The organism is Paraburkholderia sp. EB58, from assembly GCF_050436665.1.
Taxonomy (GTDB): Bacteria; Pseudomonadota; Gammaproteobacteria; order Burkholderiales; family Burkholderiaceae; genus Paraburkholderia.
The window spans coordinates 70429-89239 of sequence record NZ_JBNDMQ010000027.1 but is presented as its reverse complement, the minus strand read 5'-3'; the positions used below and the strand labels follow the sequence as shown (position 1 = coordinate 89239).

Sequence of the window (18811 nt, the reverse complement as noted above, 5' to 3'; positions counted from 1 at the left end):
GCCCATGGACAAGACAACAATTTACCTTGACGTGAACGGTGTACGCCACGAAGTGCATTGCGAGCCTCGCAAGCTTTTGTCAGACGTGCTACGCGAAGATTGCCGGTTGACGGGCACGCATGTCGGTTGCGAGCACGGCGTCTGTGGCGCATGCACGGTGTTGATCAATGACCGCCCGGCGCGCGCCTGTCTTGCCTACGCGGTACAGATGGACGAAGCGCGCATCAGGACCATCGAGGACGTCGCGCAAGACGGCCGTCTTTCTCCGCTGCAGCAGGCATTGCATGACTGTCATGGTTTGCAGTGTGGCTTCTGCACGCCGGGCATCGTAATGACATTCGAGGCGTATCTGCGCGAGAATCCGTCTCCATCCGAGGCGGAAGTGCGTGAGGTGCTGTCCGGCAACCTGTGCCGCTGTACGGGCTATCAGAACATCGTGCGGGCGATTCTGCTTGCAGCAGAGCGCCTGCGCGCGGAGACGGCCGATGTCTGAGCCAACGTTTCGTTACCTCAACAAGGCGGCGCCGCGCACGGAAGACTATCGCCTCCTGACAGGCTATGGCCGCTATCTCGACGACATCGAAATACCTGGCGCTCTGCATGTGTGCTTCGTTCGCTCACCTCATGCGCACGCGCGAATCATCTCGATCGATACGCAAGGCGCGGCGCAGATGCCAGGCGTCATAACGGTCGTCACCGGGCGCGAGCTGGCCCAGTGGACGAATCCGATGCGCGTCGCGCCGCCCGTCGAGGGCCTGTTGCCGGTCGAATTCGCGACGATGCCCGTCGACGTAGCGCGCTTTCAGGGCGATCCGGTGGCCTGCGTGGTGGCGACGGACCGGTACCTCGCCGAAGACGCCGCTGAGCAGGTGCTGGTCGAGTTCGAGCCATTGCCTGCGGTCACCGATATGTGGCAAGCATTGGACCCGAATGCCATGCAGGTCGACCCGGCTGTACCAGGCAACCTTGTTTCGCATCAGACGTATTCCCATGGCGATCCGGAGAGTGCGAACAGGCGCGCTTTCCGGGTCGTGGAGGCGACGTTTCACCAGCAACGCCAGACCCACGTGCCGATCGAAACGCGCGGCTGCGCCGCAGTATGGGATGCCGGGCGCGACCACCTGACGTTCCATATCGGCACGCAGGTGCCGCATCCGTTGCGCACGCAGCTGGCGCAGCGGCTCAAACTCAGCGAGTCACAGGTGAGCGTGATTTCGCCTGACGTCGGTGGCTCGTTCGGTCAGAAAATCGCCTTATACCGCGAAGAGTTGACCGTCGCCGCACTGGCTCGCCATTTGAAACGGTCGGTGCGCTGGCGCGAAGATCGACTCGAGAATCTGACGGCGGCCGCCAATTCCCGTGAGGACTACTGCCTGACCCGCGCTGCGGTCGATGAGCACGGCACGCTGCTCGCGCTCGATCTCGAGCTACGCGAGGATTTCGGCGCCTATTGTTTTTTCCCGGCGAACTACCTGGCGCGCGTCGTTGCGATGATCCTGAGCGGACCGTACCGGTTGCAGGACTACTCGTTCGATGTGAAGGTCGTGCTTAGCCATAAATGCGGCAACGCACCGATGCGTGCCCCGATGTCGATCACCAGTTGGGTGATGGACGGCACCCTGGACGCCATTGCGCGAGAACTGAAACTCGACCCTGTCGAGGTCCGCCGCCGCAACCTGCTGAGCCCTGAAGAACTGCCGTACCGTACCGCGACCGGCGAATTGCTCGCTGACATCACGCCGTCGCAGACGTTTGAGGCAGTGGTTGCGGCATTCGACTACCGCGCATTTCGCGAACGTCAGCAGGCGGCACGGCAAGCCGGCCGCTACGTGGGGCTGGGTCTGTGCAATGTGGTCGAACCGACCACGTATGGCTCGCGTTTCTACAAGGCTGCGGGTATTCCGGGTTCGGGACACGAGGCAAGCTGGATCCGTATCGAACCAAGCGGGGCCGTGAATGCATCGGTGGGTCTTGGGCCGAGTGGGCAGGGCTATGAAAGCGCGATGGCCAATGCGGTGGCCGAGGGTCTCGGCGTTCATCCGTCGAGCGTCCGCATTCATATGGGCCATACCGATGTCGCCCCATACGGCATGGGAAGCCGCGGCGCACGCAGCGGCACGGCGGGCGGCGGTGCGCTGTACCTGTGCGCGCTCGACGCACGGCGCAAGGTCCTTGCAATCGCCGCGGGTTGCCTCGATCTGCCCGACGCCGAGTCACTTCGTCTGATCGACGCGCGAATCGAGCGTCGTAATGGCGATGAGTGGATCGACACCGGTTTGACGCTCGTCGATGTAGCGAGGCGCGCTTACCTGGACCCCACCGCGCTGCCGCAAGGCCTCACGCCGGGCCTCGAGTTTCACCTGACCTACGATCCCCCGCCGATGACCTATTCGAATTCGACGCACGGATGCGAGGTTGAGGTGGACATCTCTACGGGCGTAATCCGTATCGCGCGTTACGTCATTGCCGAAGACTGCGGCACGCTGCTCAATCCCACGGTGGTGGAAGGGCAGCAACACGGCGCCGTGGCGATGGGGCTATCCGGCGCGCTGTTCGAGCATATGCGTTACGACGAGACGGGACAGAACGTGACGGGTTCGCTCGCCGACTATCTGATTGCCACATCGACTGAATTGCCCAACCTCGAAATCATCCCATTGCATACCCCCAGCCGGGCGACGGCTGCGGGCATCAAAGGGATGGCCGAAGGCGGGGTGATGGGGGCGCTCGGTGCGCTAACCAATGCGGTCAACGATGCGCTCGCGCCGTTCGGCGTGGTCGCCGACCGTCATCCCTTGACTCCCATGCTGCTGCGCGGCCTGCTGCGCGACAACCTCTAATGGACCCAACCATCATGAATCAAGCTTCGACCAAACCTGCAATTGGCTTTATCGGCCTCGGCATCATGGGCTTCTCGATGGCCTCGCGGCTCGCTGCGGCTGGCTATCCGCTGAACGTCTATAACCGGACGCGTGCCAAGGCTGAGCCGCTCATCGAGGCCGGCGCGCACTGGCACGAGACCCCGAAAGCACTGGCTGAGGTATCGGATGTCATCTTTACGATCGTCGGCACTCCGGACGACGTCCGCGCACTGTACCTGGGCGACGACGGCTTGATCAACCATGCGCGCAGCGACGCCGTGCTGGTCGACATGACGACTTCGAGTCCGCAACTGGCCGAAGAACTGGCCGCCCACGCCAAGACGCGCGGCGTGCACATGCTCGACGCCCCTGTCTCCGGCGGCGATATCGGCGCGCGCGAAGGGCGTCTGTCGATCATGGTCGGCGGCTCGAGCGAGGCGCTGGCGCGCGTCGAGCCGATGCTGCGCTGCCTCGGCACCACCATCGCTCTGCAAGGCGGGCCGGGCGCCGGTCAGCACACGAAGCTGTGCAATCAGATCGTCATTGCATCGACGATGCTGGGCGTGTGCGAAGGACTTGCCTACGCGCAGAGCGCGGGTCTTGACGCCCACACGGTATTGAGCACGATTGGCGGCGGCGCGGCCGGTGGCTTCCAGCTAAACAACCTGGGCCCGCGCATTGCCAATGGCGACTTTGCGCCCGGCTTCTTCATCGAGCATTTCATCAAGGACATGCGGATTGCGCACGAAGAAGCCGGTCACATGGGCCGTGAATTGCCGGGTCTTGAACTGGTGCGCGGGCTGTATAAGAAGTTGAGCGAAGAGGGCTATGCACGCAACGGCACCCAGGCGTTGTTCAAGCTCTACGAGAACTGAGGCGCCGCGATGAAGCTCACTGATCAATGCATCCTGCCCGCGCCGCCAGAAACCGTATGGCGCGCATTGAACGACCCCGTGGTGCTGCAGGCGTGTCTGCCTGGCTGCAAGTCGCTGGAAATGCTCGACGACCGCCATTTCGAATCGACTGTGCAGATTAGGGTGGGCCCGGTGGCCGCAACGTTTAAAGGCAACGTCGAATTGTCGGATCTCGATCCACCTAAAGCCTACACGATCGTCGGTTCGGGCAGCGGAGGTGCGGTGGGCTTCGCCAAAGTCACGGCCCGCGTCCAACTCGAACCACAAGGCGAAGCGACCGCGCTGGTGTATGACGCCGACGTCGAGATTGGCGGGAAGCTGATGAGCGTGGGGTCCCGCCTGATCCAGTCCGCCGCGGGCAAGAATCTCGACGCGTTCTTCGGCGCGCTGAAGGCGTACATCGAACAAAACGCGGCTAGCTACGCGTCCTCAGCCACGGCAGACTGAAAGAGGGAGAATCATGTTGGTAGAAATGCGCACTTATCAGGTTACAGCGGGAAAAGTCGCTGAGTTCCTGGACATTTACGAGCGGGAAGGACTCGACATCATCACTCAGTACGCGCGGCTCAAAGGTTGCTGGACGAAAGATTCAGGCACGTTGAACTCGATCGTGTTCTGCTGGGGCTATGAGGATTACGCGCATCGGGCGGCGCAGCGCGCCAAACTCGCAGCCGATCCGCGCTGGCAGGCATTCACGCCACGCATCCTGCCGTATCTCGTCCATCAGGAATCGGTGTTCCTGACGCCGGCGCCGTTTTGTCCAGCGGACTGAGCCGGACGCCATGAACCATGTTGCCGCTTGACGTGCCGCTCCAGGTACCGTGCGGCGGTCTGCTCTTGAGGTAAGCAACGATGATTAAAGCTGAATTGCTCGACAAAATGACGACGTGGCGCCGTGCCTTGCACGCGCACCCGGAAACCGCGTTCGAAGAGGTCTCCACGGCGCGGCTGGTGGCGTCGGTGCTGAGGGACTATGGCTTTGAAGTTACCGAAGGCGTCGGCAGAACCGGTGTAGTGGGGACACTGCGACGCGGCAGCGGTCCGGCGCTTGGATTGCGCGCGGATATGGATGCGCTGCCCATGGCGGAGCACAACGCATTCGAGCACCGCTCACAGAACACGGGCAAAATGCACGCGTGCGGGCATGACGGCCACACGGCGATGCTGTTGGGCGCAGCCGCTTCATTAAGCCGCGATACCGATTGGCAGGGCACCGTGCACGTTATCTTCCAGCCTGCCGAGGAGGTAGCCGGCGGCGGCCGTGTGATGGTGGAGGATGGGCTGTTCGAGCGTTTCCCGTGCGACGCGGTGTTCGGTCTGCACAATTGGCCGGGCCTGCCGCTGGGCCACTTCGCGCTTAACCGTGGGCCGATGATGGCCTCGTTCGATACGTTTGAGATTCTCGTCGACGGCAAAGGCTCGCACGCGGCGATGCCGGAGGAGGGCATCGATGCGCTGGTCTGCGCGAGCTATATTGTGATTGCGCTGCAGACCATCGTAAGCCGGCGCGTGTCCCCGAAAGAGGCGAGCGTGGTGAGCGTGACGCAGATTCACGGTGGCGAAGCCTGGAACGTATTGCCGGACCGCGCGGTGATCCGCGGTACCGTACGCTGTTTCGCGGCCGAGGTGCAGGAGCGCATTCGTGCTTTGCTCGAGGAAATTGGCACGCTAACCGCTCAGGCGCATGGCGCGAAAGCGAGCCTGACATACCACTACGGCTATCCGGCGACGGTCAATACGCCTGCGGAAGCCGATATCGCACTGGATGCGGCACGTGCGACGGTGGGTGAGGCGGCTGTCACGCTCGGATGCAAACCGTCGATGGCGTCGGAAGACTTTGCGTTCATGGCACAGGCGAGACCGGGTGCCTACGTGTGGATGGGCGTGGATGGCCCCACGCCAAGCGCTCCGCTGCATAACCCGCATTACGATTTCAACGATGAGGCGTTGGCCACGGGTGCCGCATACTGGGTGAATGTTGTGAAGACATTCGGCGCGGCGCGGCTAGAGCAGGCCGCCCCGGCGAGCTAACGTTGTATGAAGAACCAAGAGGGACTACTGATGACACACTCTGCTTTCACTTCCGGATCCGTCGCGGTTGTCACGGGCGGCGCTGCCGGCATTGGACTCGCCGCTGCGAAGCGCTTTGCGCAGCTTGGACTTCGCGTCTGCATTGCGGATGTGGATGAGGTCCGCCTCAATCGCGCGGCACAGGAGATAGCCAGGCTGTCGCCGCGTGGCGCGAACGGTGTCATGGCGATCGAGACGGACGTCAGCCGCGTCGAAGATCTGCGCGCGCTCGATGCGGCGGTTCAGGACCGCTTCGGCGGCGCGGACATCCTCATGAACAATGCCGGGATTCAACCGGGTAGCAGCATGTTCGGGGCGGATGCCAACTGGGAGCGGGTGCTCGAGGTCAACCTGTGGGGCGTCATCCGTGGCACGCAGACCTTCGTGCCCGGCATGATCGCGCGCGGGCGCCCGGGCCTCATCATTAACACCGGCTCGAAGCAGGGCATCACGACGCCACCCGGCGACCCTGCGTATAACGTCTCCAAGGCGGCCCTGAAGGCGTTCACCGAGGCGCTGCAGCACGAATTGCGCAACACGCCGGGATGCCAGATCAGTGCGCACCTGCTGATTCCGGGCTTTGTGTTCACCGATCTCGCCGCTCGAGGCCGGACTGAAAAACCAGCCGCCGCCTGGACGGCGGAACAGACCGTCGATTTCATGATGGAGCGGTTGGATGCCAAGGACTTCTACATTCTCTGCCCGGACAACGATGTGCCCCGGTCCCTCGACGAGCGACGCATCCTTTGGGCTGCGGGAGACATTGTCGAGAATCGCCCGCCGCTTTCGCGCTGGCACCCGGACTACAAGCAGGCGTTCGAAGCGTATATCCAGAAGAAGGACTGACTGGGCAGCCTGCCGGAACGTGAGCGTTAGATGAGTGATGACTGAGGTAGCCATGTGGCGGCAGAGCGAAACCTATCCCGATCCGTCCGTAGAAGTCCTCGATCCGCGCTTTCTGAAATACCGCATTACCAATGCCGCGGTGGAGCGCCTTGCGACGGGCATGCGCTTCGGTGAAGGGCCGGTGTGGTTCGGCGATGGCCGCTTCCTTCTATGGAGCGACATTCCGAACAACCGCATCATGCGGTGGGATGAAGAAAGCGGCGCGGTCTCGGTGTTTCGCAAACCGTCAGGCTTCGCCAACGGCAATACGCGCGATCGTCAGGGGCGCCTGATCACTTGCGAGCATGGCAACCGCCGGGTGACGCGAACCGAGTACAACGGCACCGTGACCGTTCTGATGGATCGTTTTGCCGGCAAACGGCTTAACTCGCCCAATGATGTTGTCGTCAAGAGCGACGACAGCATCTGGTTTACCGATCCGCCCTTTGGCATTCTCAGCGACTACGGTGGCGTCAAAGCGGAAGCGGAACTGCCGACCAACGTGTACCGCTTTGATCCGCGCTCCGGTGAAGCAGAGGTCGTCGCTGGCGACATCGCCAATCCCAATGGCTTGTGCTTCTCGCCGGATGAGCGTCGCCTTTACGTTGTGGAGTCCGGATCGAAGCCACGCTGCATCCGGGTATATGACGTGGAGGATGGCAGACGTCTCGTCAACGGCCGCATCTTTGTCGACGGTGGCGAACACGGTGCGCCGGATGGCTTTCGCTGCGACGTGGACGGTAACCTGTGGGCGGGCTGGGGCACAGGGCCGCAGTTGAATGGCGTGATGGTGTTCGCACCGGACGGCGCGGCTATCGGCCGCATCGCGCTGCCTGAACGCTGCGCGAACCTGTGCTTTGGCGGCATTGCGCACAACCGCCTGTTCATGGCCGCCGGACAGTCACTCTATGCCCTGTACGTGGATGCCACGGGCGCTGTGACCCTATAGATTAGCGCTTGGGAGGCCGCGTTCTGCGGATAGTTCGATCGTTGAAATCCCCGGCTCGAACTGTTTCCCGACAAAGGCAATGTGGGTGAACATCGCCTGTTGCGCGGCGTCGGGATTCCGCTCGCGAATCGCCATATAAATGGATTCGTGCTGGCGTAGCCGCATGGCTGATTGAATCACAGCGTTCGCGTTATTGACCGTCGCATCGAACGTATTCGCGGCGATGTGCTCGCGAAGCAGCGTAATGGTGCTCGCATAAAACTGGTCGAGCATCCGGTTGTGCGATGCGGCCGTCAGCGCGGTATGAAACTCGCCGTCGACGACGGCCTCCGCATCGACGTCGTGAGCGGCGACCGCGTTTTGCATCTTCAGGAGAATCGTCTGGAGTTTGTCCAACTCTTGTTCCGTCGAACGCTGCGCGGCGAAGCGGGCCGCCGCGCACTCGAAAACCAGCCGGAATTCGAGCATTTCTGCTCTTAATGGCGCGCTTTCCGTCACCAGTTGTAACCACGGTGCGCTGAGGCGCACGGGCTGCTTCTGCACGACGTACACGCCGCTGCCAGCCTTCGTTTCGAGCATTCCTTTGCTGACGAGCCGCTGGATCGCTTCGCGCACGGTCGAGCGCGACACTCCCATCGAATCCGCCAGCGCCCGTTCCGCCGGCAGACGCGCCGAAGCGGCCCAACTGCCTTCACGCACTTTCTCTTCGAGCTGCCGGACGGTACTGTCTAGCACGCTGCAAGAACGACTATGAAATCCCATTCCGGTGCTTCCAGAAATTGGTCTGACCGATTTGCATCGCCTCGTGAACAAAACCACTATTCATGAGAGACGCGGACGGCCGATCCCGCTGCCGACGCAAGGCTTACAAGCCCCACAATTCAAGAGGAAAAACATGGCGGATTCTACCTCACTGGTCATTACGCTGCATGGCGATGACGACGTCGCGATCGCGCGTGGTGCGATCGCCGCAGGCACCGTTCTGCATGAACTGGACGGCCTGCTGGTCGCCAACGATATTCCGGCTGCGCACAAGGTGGCATTGCGCGCGCTACAGGCAGGCGACCCGGTGCGACGCTATGGCCAGATCATCGGATTCGCCACGCAGCCGATCGAGCCCGGCGCGCACGTTCATACACACAATGTCTCGATGGGCGATTTCGCGCGCGACTACGCCTATGGTACGAATGTAAAGGCCGTGTCGCCCGCGCAGAACGCGCTGACGTTCCAGGGCTTTCGTCGAGCTGACGGCCGCGTGGCGACGCGCAACTACATTGGCGTGGTCAGCACCGTCAACTGCTCCGCCACGGTGACGAAGCTGGTCACGCAGCATTTCTCTGCGCCCGGCGCGCTGGATGCGTGGCCGAACGTCGACGGCATTGTTCCGGTCACTCACAGTTTTGGTTGCTGCATCGACCATAACGGTGAAGGCATTCAGCAGCTGCGCCGTACCATCGGCGGTTATGTGCGGCATCCGAATTTCGCGGGCGTGCTCGTCATCGGACTCGGTTGCGAGGCGAATCAGATGGGCGCGATGTTTGTCGCCGAAGGCGTCGAGACGGGCGAGATGACGGTCCCGCTCGTCATCCAGGAACAAGGCGGCACGCAGAAGACGGTCGACGCCGCGATTGCCGCTATCGAGAAAATGCTGCCGGTCGCGAACAACGCTGTGCGCGAACCGCTGCCCGTGTCGCACCTGAATATCGCGCTGCAATGCGGCGGCTCGGATGGGTATTCAGGTATTACGGCGAATCCTGCACTGGGCGCTGCCGTCGATCTGCTTGTGCAACATGGCGGTACTGCCATTCTCTCCGAGACGCCCGAGATCTACGGCGCGGAACATTTGCTCACGCGACGCGCGGTCACACCGGAGGTGGGGCAGAAGATCGTCGAGCGCATTCACTGGTGGGAAAACTACGCGGAGCGCGAAAAAGGCAGCATCGACAACAATCCGACGCCGGGCAACAAGGCCGGAGGCTTGACCACGATCCTCGAAAAATCATTGGGCGCCGTCGCCAAGAGCGGCTCGACGCCGCTGGTGGACGTCTATCGTTACGCAGAGCCGGTGACCGCCAAAGGACTGGTGTTCATGGACGCGCCCGGCTACGACCCGATGGGTGCAACCGGACAGATCGCGAGCGGCGCGAACCTTGTGCTGTTCACCACCGGACGCGGTTCATGCTTCGGCGCCAAGCCTGCGCCGTCGATCAAGCTCGCCACCAACACGAAGATGTACACGCGCATGGAAGATGACATGGACATCAACTGCGGCGACATCATGGACGGCGACAGCACGGTTGAGCAAAAGGGCCGTGAAATTTTTGAAATGATCATCGATGTTGCGTCGGGAAAAAAGAGCAAGAGCGAAGCACTCGGCGTGGGCAACGAGGAATTCGTGCCCTGGATGATCGGCGCACAGATGTAACACACCACGGATGCGGCCGTGAAGGCCGCACCAAGATCAATAACGCAAGGAGACTGTGTACATGGAAGTCTGGCATCAGAACTATTTGCCGCTCGATAGCATTGGTCTTTCCGCGCTCGCCGCAAGCGGGCCGATTATTCTGTTCTTCATCTGTCTGGCCGTGCTCAGGGTGAAAGGGCATATTGCCGCGGCCCTGACGCTCGCGCTGTCGCTTGTAACCGCGGTGGCGATCTTTCACATGCCGCTCGGCATGGCATTTGCCTCGGCGTTCTACGGGTTTTTCTACGGCATGTGGCCGATCGCGTGGATTATTGTCGCGACGGTTTTCGTCTACAAGGTTTCGGTCCGCTCGGGACAGTTCGACATTATCCGCAGTTCGATCGTGGGCCTGACTGACGATCGCCGGCTGCAAATGTTGCTGATCGGCTTCTCGTTCGGCGCGTTTCTCGAAGGCGCGGCCGGCTTCGGCGCGCCCGTCGCGATTACGGCGGCGCTGCTCGTCGCGCTCGGTTTCAATCCGCTGTATGCCGCAGGACTCTGCCTGATCGCCGACACGGCACCTGTCGCATTCGGTGCACTCGGGATTCCGGTGATCGTTGCGGGCCAGGTGTCAGGCCTGGATCCGTTTTCGATCGGTGCCATGGCTGGCCGGCAGTTGCCATTTATGTCCATCGCTCTGCCGTTCTGGCTCGTCTTCATCATGGACGGCAAAAAAGGCGTGCGCGAGACGTGGCCTGCCGCGTTGGTCGCAGGTGGCAGCTTCGCGGTGACGCAGTATTTCACTTCGAACTTCATGGGGCCTGAGCTTCCGGATGTCGCGTCGGCTATCGTGAGTCTCGTCGCGCTCGGGGTGTTCCTGAAGGTCTGGCAACCGAAGATGAGCTTCGCGCCTTCGGTCAGCGGCAATGGCACGGCATCTTTCGGCGGTGGCGCAGCAGGCATGGCGGGGGGCTTCAGTCCGTCCAGAACGCCGAGCCCCTATTCGACGGGTACGATCGTGAGGGCCTGGTCGCCGTTTCTGTTCCTGACCGCAACGATTACGGTGTGGGGACTCGGGGGATTCAAGGCCTTGTTCGGAGCCAAAGGAGCACTCGCGGCAACGACGCTGTCCTTTCACATGCCATTGATCGATCGCCTGATCATCCGGGGTGCGCCGGTTGTTGCAACGCCCACGCCGCTCGATGTCGTGTTCAGGCTCGATCTGGTTGGCGCGACCGGCACCGGGATCCTGCTTGCAGCGCTCATGGCCATCGTGTTTCTGCGGATGCCCGCGAAAACCGCGTTCGACACCTTCGCTGAAACGCTGAGGGATCTGCGCCGCCCGATCCTGTCGATCGGTCTCGTCCTCGCATTCGCGTTCGTCGAGAACTACTCGGGCATGTCGGTGACGATGGCGCTGCTGCTCGCCAAGACGGGTGCCGCGTATCCGCTATTTGCGCCGCTGCTCGGCTGGCTCGGCGTGTTCCTCACCGGGTCGGACACGTCTTCAAATGCGCTGTTTGCTGCGTTGCAGGCGACCACCGCGCATCAGATCGGCGTGTCCGACATCCTGCTGGTCGCTGCAAACTCCACGGGCGGAGTGGCAGGAAAGATGATCTCGCCACAGTCGATTGCTGTCGCGTGCGCGGCGGTCGGATTGATTGGACGAGAATCTGACCTGTTCCGCTTCACGCTGAAGCACAGCATTGGACTGGCCGTTATCGCCGGCATCATTACCCTCAGTCAGGCCTACTGGCTGACTGGCATGCTGGTGAAGTAGCGAATCGACGTGGGATGACGACAGCTCGATGGCTGTATGATTGTCGGCATCCCGCGCAACAATCAGGAGAAGGACCCGGCCGGCTTGCGCGAGGCATTGCTGATTCGTGGAGGCAGGAGATATGTCCCGGTCTAGTCCGCTGCAGTGGTGCAGACGGTCCGCTTTCGCTCACTATGCAGGTGTAGTTCTTTCAGTTGCTGCGGCGCTCGTTGCGGCGCTGCTACTGGAACCTCGCATGCATAGTAGTCCGTTCGTATCGCTGTCTCTATGCGCGATCATGTTTAGTGCCTGGTTCGGTGGCCTCGGCCCAGGTTTGCTCGCGACCGCACTGTCCGTTGCAGGTTTTATTTTCTATTTTATCCCGCCGCTCGGTTCGTTCGTGGTTGCGCCCACGGACTTGCCGCGCATCGTCCTGCTGGCGGTGACCGCCCTGTTTGTGGTGTGGCTGAGCGTCGCCCGAAGAGGCGCTGAAAGCGCGTTGCGGCGCAGTGAGGCCTATCTGGCTGATGCTCAACGGCTAAGTCATACTGGCAGCTTTGGCTGGACGACAGCTAGCGGCGACATTGTCTGGTCTAAGGAGACCTATCGGATATTTGGTTTGGACGAAACGGTCAAGCCGACGCTCGACTTCATCCTCCAACGTGTTCACCCGGATGACCGGGAATTTGTACTGCACGAGATTGATCGTGCGGCACGTGGCGAACCGGACGAGGACTACGAGCACCGTCTTCTGATGCCGGATGGAGCGGTCAAACACCTGATTGTCCGGACCCATCGTGCGAAATACGAATCGGGCGAAGAGGAACTTGTGGGTGCACTGATGGACGTCACGGCAACGAGGGAAGCGCAAGAGGCGTTGCAAACGGCACAGGCGGAACTCGCCCGCGTGGCTCGTGTAACAGCCCTTGGACAGATGAGTGCTTCGATTGCGCATGAAGTGAATCAGCCTCTCGCTTCCATCTCCACTACCGCCGTAGCTGGGTTGCGTTGGCTGACCCGCGACGTTCCGGAAGTAGACGAGGCGCGCGCCTGCTTGAGTTACGTTGTCGAAGAAGCCAATCGGGCGGCCGGGGTGATCCGGAGCGTTCGCGATCTTGCCAGAAGAGCGGATCCGGAGCTGATCCCACTCGACATCAACGAGGTCATCGACGAGGCGGTCGCGCTTGTAAAGCCGGAGGCGCTCCGATATTGGGTGACAGTGCAACTACAGCCCGCGTCGGGATTGCCCCTGGTGCGGGGCGACCGGGTCCAACTGCAGCAGGTGATCATCAATCTTGCGATGAATGGTGTCCAGGCCATGGCGAGCGTCACCGATCGCGCGCGTGTGCTAACCATCCGCACCGAACTGCGCGAATCCGACGAGGTGCTCGTGGCCGTAGAGGACGTCGGCATCGGCACGGAGCCCGAGGGGCTGGACCGGCTTTTCAACGCGTTTTACACGACGAAATCAGATGGAATGGGCATGGGACTCTCCATCTGTCGTTCGATCGTTGAAGCTCACCGAGGGGAGGTGTGGGCGTCGCGCAATATTGGCCCGGGAATGACATTTCAATTTACCGTTTCCGCGCATCAGTAGCGTTGCCGTGTCAGCGATGATGGTCTCGCGGAACATAGGCCTCGACGCCTAGCGATTCGGCCATGCGGACGAGGTCCGGCACCGAGCGCGCGTTCATTTTACGCATGACCTGTCCACGGTGAACCTTGACCGTGATTTCGCTCAGGCTCATCTCAGAGGCAATCTGCTTGTTCAGCAGACCGGACAGCACAAAGCCCATCACCTCTTTCTCGCGCGGTGAAAGGGATTGGTACGAAGCGCGCAAGCCGGATAACGCAGCCTCTCCCGCGAGTCGCTCACTGTCTCGCGCCAGCGCCTGCGCAATTGCGTCGAGCATGTCCTGATCTTTGAACGGCTTCGCAAAGAAGTCCAGTGCGCCGGCCTTCATTGCCTTTACCCCCATCTCGATGTCGCCATGACCGGTTATAAACAGGACGGGAATACGCATGCCGCTATTGACGATTTCCTGGTGAAAAGCCATGCCGCTTTTCCCGCGGAGCCGCACATCGAGGATCAGGCAGCTTGGTCCGGCCGAGCGAGGAAAGCGGAGAAATTCGTCTGGGGACTCGAACGTCTCGACGCGCAAATCTACGGAGCGCATCAGCATTTCGAGGGCCCGCCGGATACCCTTGTCGTCATCGACGACGTAGACGACGGGGACGTCGGCTGCTTCGGGCTCATCGGTCATCCGGTTGGTCAGTCTGGTCGTCATCTGGACACCTCGCGTAGCCGGAGTGCGGTCACACCCGCTGGCACTCAAACATTTTACGCCGCCGCTGTTGCGCGCGTCACTGCATCCCATACAGCTTGCGGCAAGAGTTCGCTGCCTGCCGGACAAGGGAGACCATAACCATCCAAATTGTCAGATGATTGACAGGATTGACCGGATTGACGTGAGAGTCTGGTAAGCCGCTTATACATTTGTATCATTTGCCTGCGGTAACTCGCGAGCTACGATTTGTACTGAGCCGCATCCACGCAATTCCGTGTGACATGCTTGGCTTCCAGTGTTTCGAGGTCCGTCGCTCGTGTCTTCTCAAGTTGTTTCTATCGTTGATGACGATCAGGGTGCCCGGTTTGCGACCGCGAGCCTGGTTCGGTCGTTGGGGTGGCAGGCGCGAGTGTTTGCATCGGCGGAAGAATTTCTGGATTCAGGTTTGCTCGACGAAACGTCGTTCCTGATTTCGGATATACAGATGCCGGGCTTGTCTGGAATCGAAATGCACGACCGCCTCCTCGGACTCGGATACGCAATTCCGACCATTTTCATTACGGCATTCCCGACTGCTGCCCTGAGGGCAGAAATCGAGGCTAAAGGCGCAGCCGCTTTTCTCGAGAAGCCCGTTGATGCCACCACGGTCGAGCGATTGCTCAATCTTGCGCTGGGCACGCCATAGCACGACATATACGAAAGTGTCGGTGTGCGATCCAAAAACACAGGCATTTCAACCGTTCGTAGAATAGTTTCGTGTGCCTCTGACCTGTACCTTGTTCTCAAGGCCGCGGCTCATGCTGCCGGCCGGCGATGGACGCCGCGATTGCGGCATATCTGAAGGAGCACAGGCAATGATGACGGTCATGCTTATCTACACGTCCGGCTTCCTCGTTATCGTGGCGAGTGTGCTGGTCGCAATGCTCAAGACCGTAGCGCGTCGGGAGTACTGAGCATGCCGTTTGCGCTTACCGTTCTGATCGGAGCGCAGCTTGCGGGTGAAGTACTTCGCCGGCTGCTGCACCTGCCGCTGCCGGGTCCGGTCATCGGAATGTTTATTCTCGCGGTCGCACTGGTCACCCGCGCACAAGGTTGGCTGACTCCCACGGAAAGCGGTCCGTCTGCCCTGGACAGAGCCGCCACCGCGCTGATCTCGAACATGGGATTGCTTTTCGTGCCCGCAGGCGTGGGCATCATTGCAGAACTGAGCATACTGCAGCGCGAATGGCTGCCCATAGTGACGGGACTGCTCGTATCAACCGTACTTGGCCTCGTCGTAACAGGTGTCGTCATGCACAGAATCACGCGTCGGGGCAATCTCAACGCGGTGCCGTCCAACGACGATTCCAGCGAGAAGAATGTCCAGTGATATTTCGCACCCTGTGGGCGCCGTTGGCCCTGACTCCGTTGCTCTGGCTGACCTTGACGCTTGCCGCCTTTGCATTCGGGCAAGCCGTTCAGCGTCTGTGTCGTCGTTCACCGCTGGCCAACCCAGTGTTGATTGCGATCCTGGCCATGGTTGCCCTGCTGAAATGGACGAATACGTCCTATGCGGAGTACTTCGCCGGCGCGCAGTTCATCAATTTCCTGCTGGGCCCTGCAACGGTAGCACTCGCGGTACCGCTGGCACTCAATCTCAACCACATCCGCCGCAGCGTCCGCGGCCTCGGCCTGGCTCTGCTGGCAGGCTCGCTCACTTCCGCGCTCAGCGGCGTTGTAGTCGTGTGGGCCATGGGGGGAGGGCGAGACGTCGCATTGTCGATGGCCCCGAAAGCGGTCACAACGCCGATTGCGATGTCACTCGCCCAGGAAGTAGGGGGTGTGCCCGCGCTCACCGCGGCGCTGGCAATCGCCGGAGGCATTATTGCTGCGGTGATCGGTCAAACAGTCTTGCGCTGGGTGCGCGTGGATGACTGGCGTTCGCAGGGCCTCGCTGCCGGGGTGGCCGGCAGCGGGGTCGCGGCAGCCCAGATCGCGCCGCTCAGTGGGCTGGCCGCTGCCTTTGCAGCAATCGGGATCGGGTTAAACGGACTTGTTACCGCGTTTATTGTTCCGCTGCTCGCTTTGCTGTTGTCACTGAAATAAAGGCACATTTTTCTATTGCGCATCCAGGTATGCAGTCGGCGCGATGCCGAGCGTCCGCCGGAACATCGCGGAGTAGGCGCTGGGGCTGTCATAGCCGTGCTCCAGAGCGACCTGCAACACCGACACGCCCGCCGCGAGACGCGGCAGGCTTAGCAACAGGCGCATGCGGCGCAGCCACTGGCCGAAGCTCATCCCAAGTTCGCGATGAAACAGGCGGGCGAGCGTTCGCTCGCTGACGTTGATGCCGGCAGCAAGGTCTGCGAGTGTCGCCGGATTGGAAGGGCTTGCGACCAGTTGCTCGCACAGACGGACGAGCCGCGGGTCTCGAGGCATCGGTACATGCAACTGCAGCCGTGGCGCTCTTTCGAGTTCGTCGAGAATCAGCTCCATGACACGGTGATCCCTGCCGCCGAGCTCATAGTTCAGCGGTACGCGCGTCGCAACGACGATGGCCTCGCGCAGAAACGGCGACACCTCGATGACCTCGCAGCCGCCCGGGAGGCTGGGACGGACGTCGGGAGCGACATAGACCGTCCGCATGCTGACGCCGCCGAAAAACCGCACCGCATGGTCGGATCCGGCCGGCATCCACACGGCGCGTCCCGTCGGCACAACCCAACTACCGTGCTCGCTCATGACCGTCATCACGCCGGTCAGTGCATGAATCAGCTGCGCACGCACGTGCCGGTGTAGAGCCATGTAATAGCCATGCGGATAATCGCTTGCCAGGGCCGCAACCGCGCGGGGCGTGCGGTGACAATCCTCGATGGTTCGAAAACTTTCCATAGTGAGACGAGTGTCGCTATTCCGAAGTCAGATTAGCTGTATAAAAAATCGTTAGAGGGTTGTCCGTATTGCGACGATCATTGGCAATTTTTGACGACATGGCCAAAGTTGGAATTGCTAGAGTAAGGGTAATCCACTACACACGCTGAGTGTAAGCCGTGCCGAGTTTGCGTCGATCTTTATTTGCCACCCGCTTCGCGTTTGCTGCGCCATCGGTATGACGACTGCCGAAGTTCTGGCAATCGCGCCGAGCCAACCGATTTCCGTCGTATCTGCTCCGCCACCGCTGTCTGCTCCGCCCGCGTTCGGCCTGCGGATTGCGATCGGACTGCTGGGCATGCTGCTGGCCTCGCTTGCAGCCGGGCTGAACGAGCACGTCACCGATGTGGCAATGACGGACGTGCGCGGCGCACTCTCTATCGGCCACGACGAGGGAACCTGGCTGACGGCGCTGTTTGAAGCCACCAACGTGTCCGCCATGGCGTTCGCGCCCTGGTGCTCAGTGACCTTCTCGCTGCGACGTTTCACCATCGGCGCGACGCTCATGTTCGCATTGTTGGGCGTCCTTTGTCCGCTCGCCCCCAACGTTGAGACGCTGGCTGTCCTGAGAGCACTGCAGGGGCTCGCCGGAGGGTGCCTGCCGCCCATGCTGATGACGGCAGCGCTGCGCTACCTGCCGCCCAACATCAAGCTTTATGGACTGGCCAGCTATGCGCTCACCGCTACGTTCGGACCCAACCTGGGCACGCCGTTAGCCGCACTCTGGACCGAATACGTCAATTGGCGCATGGTGTTCTGGCAGGTGGTGCCGCTTTGCCTCGCCAGCAGCGCGGCCATTGCCTATGGCCTGCCGCAAGATCCACTGAGGCTGGAACGCATCCGCTCGTTCAACTGGGTTGGCTTGCTCACCGGCTTTCCCGCCATCTCGATGCTGGTGATCGGGCTGTACCAGGGTGACCGGCTGGATTGGCTGAACTCGCCCCTGATCTGCGTGATGCTCGGTGGAGGAGGCCTGCTGTTCTGCCTGTTCCTGTTGAACGAGTGGTCGCACCCGCTGCCCTTTTTTCAGTTGCGGATGTTGGCCCGACGCAATTTCACTCATTCGCTGATCACGCTTGCTGGCGTACTGGTGATTCTGTTGGGCGTAGCTGTCATCCCGGCCGACTATCTCGCCGAGGTGCGTGGCTATCGGCCGCTGCAGATTGCGCCGCTTTCGCTAGTCGTGGCGCTGCCGCAGCTGATCGCGTTGCCGGTGACGGCTGCGATTCTAAACATCGAACGCGTCGATTGCCGCTGGGTGCTGGGGCTTGGCCTGATCCTTATCGCGACCTCTTGCATCCTCGGCAGCTTCATGACCTCGGACTGGGTGCGCGAGAACTTCTACCTGCTACAGGCGTTTCTGACGGTCGGCGAACCGATGGCCGTGATTCCGCTGCTGATGCAAACGACGACTGGCCTGCCGCCAACGGAGGGCCCATTCGCCTCCGCCATGTTCAACATGGTGAAGGGCTTTGCCGCGGCGGTGGGCACAGGCCTCGTGGAAGGGCTTGGCACCGCGCGCGAACACTACCACTCCACGATGCTCGTCGACCGGCTGGGCAGCGCGGCGTTGAGCGCCGGGCAAGCCGCCAATCAGACGGGGGCGTTTGCCGACCTGGCCGCGCGGATTCACGAGCAGGCGGTCGTGCTCATGTCGGCCGACCTTTATCTCGTCATGGCGGCCATTACCGCTGCCCTTGTGCTGCTCGTTCCCATCGTGCCTGTGCGCGTACGCCCGCCGCGCGCAGCTACTCAGACAACTTCCCGTTGA

The 18811-nt window shown here is 61.4% G+C and carries 18 protein-coding genes; 15 read left to right on the top strand and 3 right to left on the bottom strand.

Annotated elements, in window-relative coordinates:
- Positions 1-4: 4 nt before the first annotated feature.
- The 8 genes from P3T40_RS31265 (at position 5) to P3T40_RS31230 (ending at position 7679) form a co-directional block, all read left to right on the top strand.
- Complete coding sequence (locus P3T40_RS31265) at positions 5-493, top strand: (2Fe-2S)-binding protein (RefSeq protein ID WP_429271581.1); 489 nt, start codon at positions 5-7, stop codon at positions 491-493.
- The gene (locus P3T40_RS31260) at positions 486-2840 is read left to right on the top strand and encodes a xanthine dehydrogenase family protein molybdopterin-binding subunit (protein WP_429271580.1); all 2355 of its coding nucleotides are present in this window, start codon (positions 486-488) and stop codon (positions 2838-2840) included. Before P3T40_RS31265 ends, P3T40_RS31260 begins: the two co-directional genes overlap by 8 nt.
- 14 nt (positions 2841-2854) lie before the next feature.
- A complete protein-coding gene (locus P3T40_RS31255) occupies positions 2855-3736 on the top strand; it encodes an NAD(P)-dependent oxidoreductase (RefSeq protein WP_429271579.1) in 882 nt (293 codons plus the stop codon).
- Between the two features lie 9 nt (positions 3737-3745).
- A complete protein-coding gene (locus P3T40_RS31250; protein WP_429271578.1) occupies positions 3746-4222 on the top strand; it encodes a CoxG family protein in 477 nt (158 codons plus the stop codon).
- 13 nt (positions 4223-4235) lie between these two features.
- Positions 4236-4547, top strand: coding sequence for an NIPSNAP family protein (locus P3T40_RS31245; protein WP_429271577.1), 312 nt, complete (start codon positions 4236-4238; stop codon positions 4545-4547).
- An 80-nt stretch (positions 4548-4627) separates the two neighbouring features.
- Positions 4628-5806: a M20 aminoacylase family protein gene (locus P3T40_RS31240; protein ID WP_429271576.1), complete on the top strand. Its 1179-nt coding sequence runs from the start codon at positions 4628-4630 to the stop codon at positions 5804-5806.
- A gap of 30 nt (positions 5807-5836) precedes the next feature.
- A complete protein-coding gene (locus tag P3T40_RS31235) occupies positions 5837-6691 on the top strand; it encodes an SDR family NAD(P)-dependent oxidoreductase (protein WP_429271575.1) in 855 nt (284 codons plus the stop codon).
- A 37-nt stretch (positions 6692-6728) separates the two neighbouring features.
- The gene (locus P3T40_RS31230) at positions 6729-7679 is read left to right on the top strand and encodes an SMP-30/gluconolactonase/LRE family protein (RefSeq protein ID WP_429271574.1); all 951 of its coding nucleotides are present in this window, start codon (positions 6729-6731) and stop codon (positions 7677-7679) included.
- Here the strand turns inward: P3T40_RS31230 and P3T40_RS31225 are convergent.
- On the bottom strand, positions 7674-8414 hold the full coding sequence (locus tag P3T40_RS31225) for a FadR/GntR family transcriptional regulator (RefSeq protein WP_429271573.1): 741 nt from the start codon (positions 8412-8414) through the stop codon (positions 7674-7676). The two genes, P3T40_RS31230 and P3T40_RS31225, sit on opposite strands and share 6 nt — an antisense overlap.
- A gap of 160 nt (positions 8415-8574) precedes the next feature.
- Between P3T40_RS31225 and P3T40_RS31220 the strand changes: the two genes are divergently transcribed.
- The 3 genes from P3T40_RS31220 to P3T40_RS31210 all read left to right on the top strand — a co-directional run bounded on the left by P3T40_RS31220 (position 8575) and on the right by P3T40_RS31210 (position 13439).
- Positions 8575-10104 carry a UxaA family hydrolase gene (locus P3T40_RS31220; protein ID WP_429271572.1) on the top strand — a complete coding sequence of 510 codons (1530 nt, stop codon included), beginning with the start codon at positions 8575-8577 and terminating at the stop codon, positions 10102-10104.
- Between the two features lie 61 nt (positions 10105-10165).
- On the top strand, positions 10166-11863 hold the full coding sequence (locus P3T40_RS31215; protein WP_429271571.1) for a lactate permease LctP family transporter: 1698 nt from the start codon (positions 10166-10168) through the stop codon (positions 11861-11863).
- A 121-nt stretch (positions 11864-11984) separates the two neighbouring features.
- Positions 11985-13439 (top strand): ATP-binding protein, encoded by a 1455-nt coding sequence (locus tag P3T40_RS31210; RefSeq protein WP_429271615.1) that lies wholly within the window; start codon positions 11985-11987, stop codon positions 13437-13439.
- A 10-nt stretch (positions 13440-13449) separates the two neighbouring features.
- On the opposite strand, the gene P3T40_RS31205 is transcribed toward P3T40_RS31210, so the two are convergent.
- The gene (locus tag P3T40_RS31205; protein WP_429271570.1) at positions 13450-14130 is read right to left on the bottom strand and encodes a response regulator transcription factor; all 681 of its coding nucleotides are present in this window, start codon (positions 14128-14130) and stop codon (positions 13450-13452) included.
- 316 nt (positions 14131-14446) lie between these two features.
- On the opposite strand from P3T40_RS31205, the gene P3T40_RS31200 reads away from it, so the two are divergent.
- The 3 genes from P3T40_RS31200 (at position 14447) to P3T40_RS31190 (ending at position 16215) form a co-directional block, all read left to right on the top strand.
- Entirely contained in the window at positions 14447-14815 is a 369-nt protein-coding gene (locus P3T40_RS31200; protein ID WP_429271569.1) for a response regulator transcription factor, read from the top strand.
- A 270-nt stretch (positions 14816-15085) separates the two neighbouring features.
- Complete coding sequence (locus P3T40_RS31195; protein ID WP_429271568.1) at positions 15086-15499, top strand: CidA/LrgA family protein; 414 nt, start codon at positions 15086-15088, stop codon at positions 15497-15499.
- Positions 15500-15537: 38 nt separating this feature from the next.
- Positions 15538-16215, top strand: a complete 678-nt coding sequence (locus P3T40_RS31190; RefSeq protein WP_429271567.1) for an LrgB family protein — start codon at positions 15538-15540, stop codon at positions 16213-16215.
- A 12-nt stretch (positions 16216-16227) separates the two neighbouring features.
- Here the strand turns inward: P3T40_RS31190 and P3T40_RS31185 are convergent, their stop codons facing one another.
- Complete coding sequence (locus P3T40_RS31185) at positions 16228-17001, bottom strand: AraC family transcriptional regulator (RefSeq protein WP_429271566.1); 774 nt, start codon at positions 16999-17001, stop codon at positions 16228-16230.
- Positions 17002-17218: 217 nt separating this feature from the next.
- On the opposite strand from P3T40_RS31185, the gene P3T40_RS31180 reads away from it, so the two are divergent.
- Positions 17219-18811 (top strand): MFS transporter, encoded by a 1593-nt coding sequence (locus P3T40_RS31180; RefSeq protein ID WP_429271565.1) that lies wholly within the window; start codon positions 17219-17221, stop codon positions 18809-18811.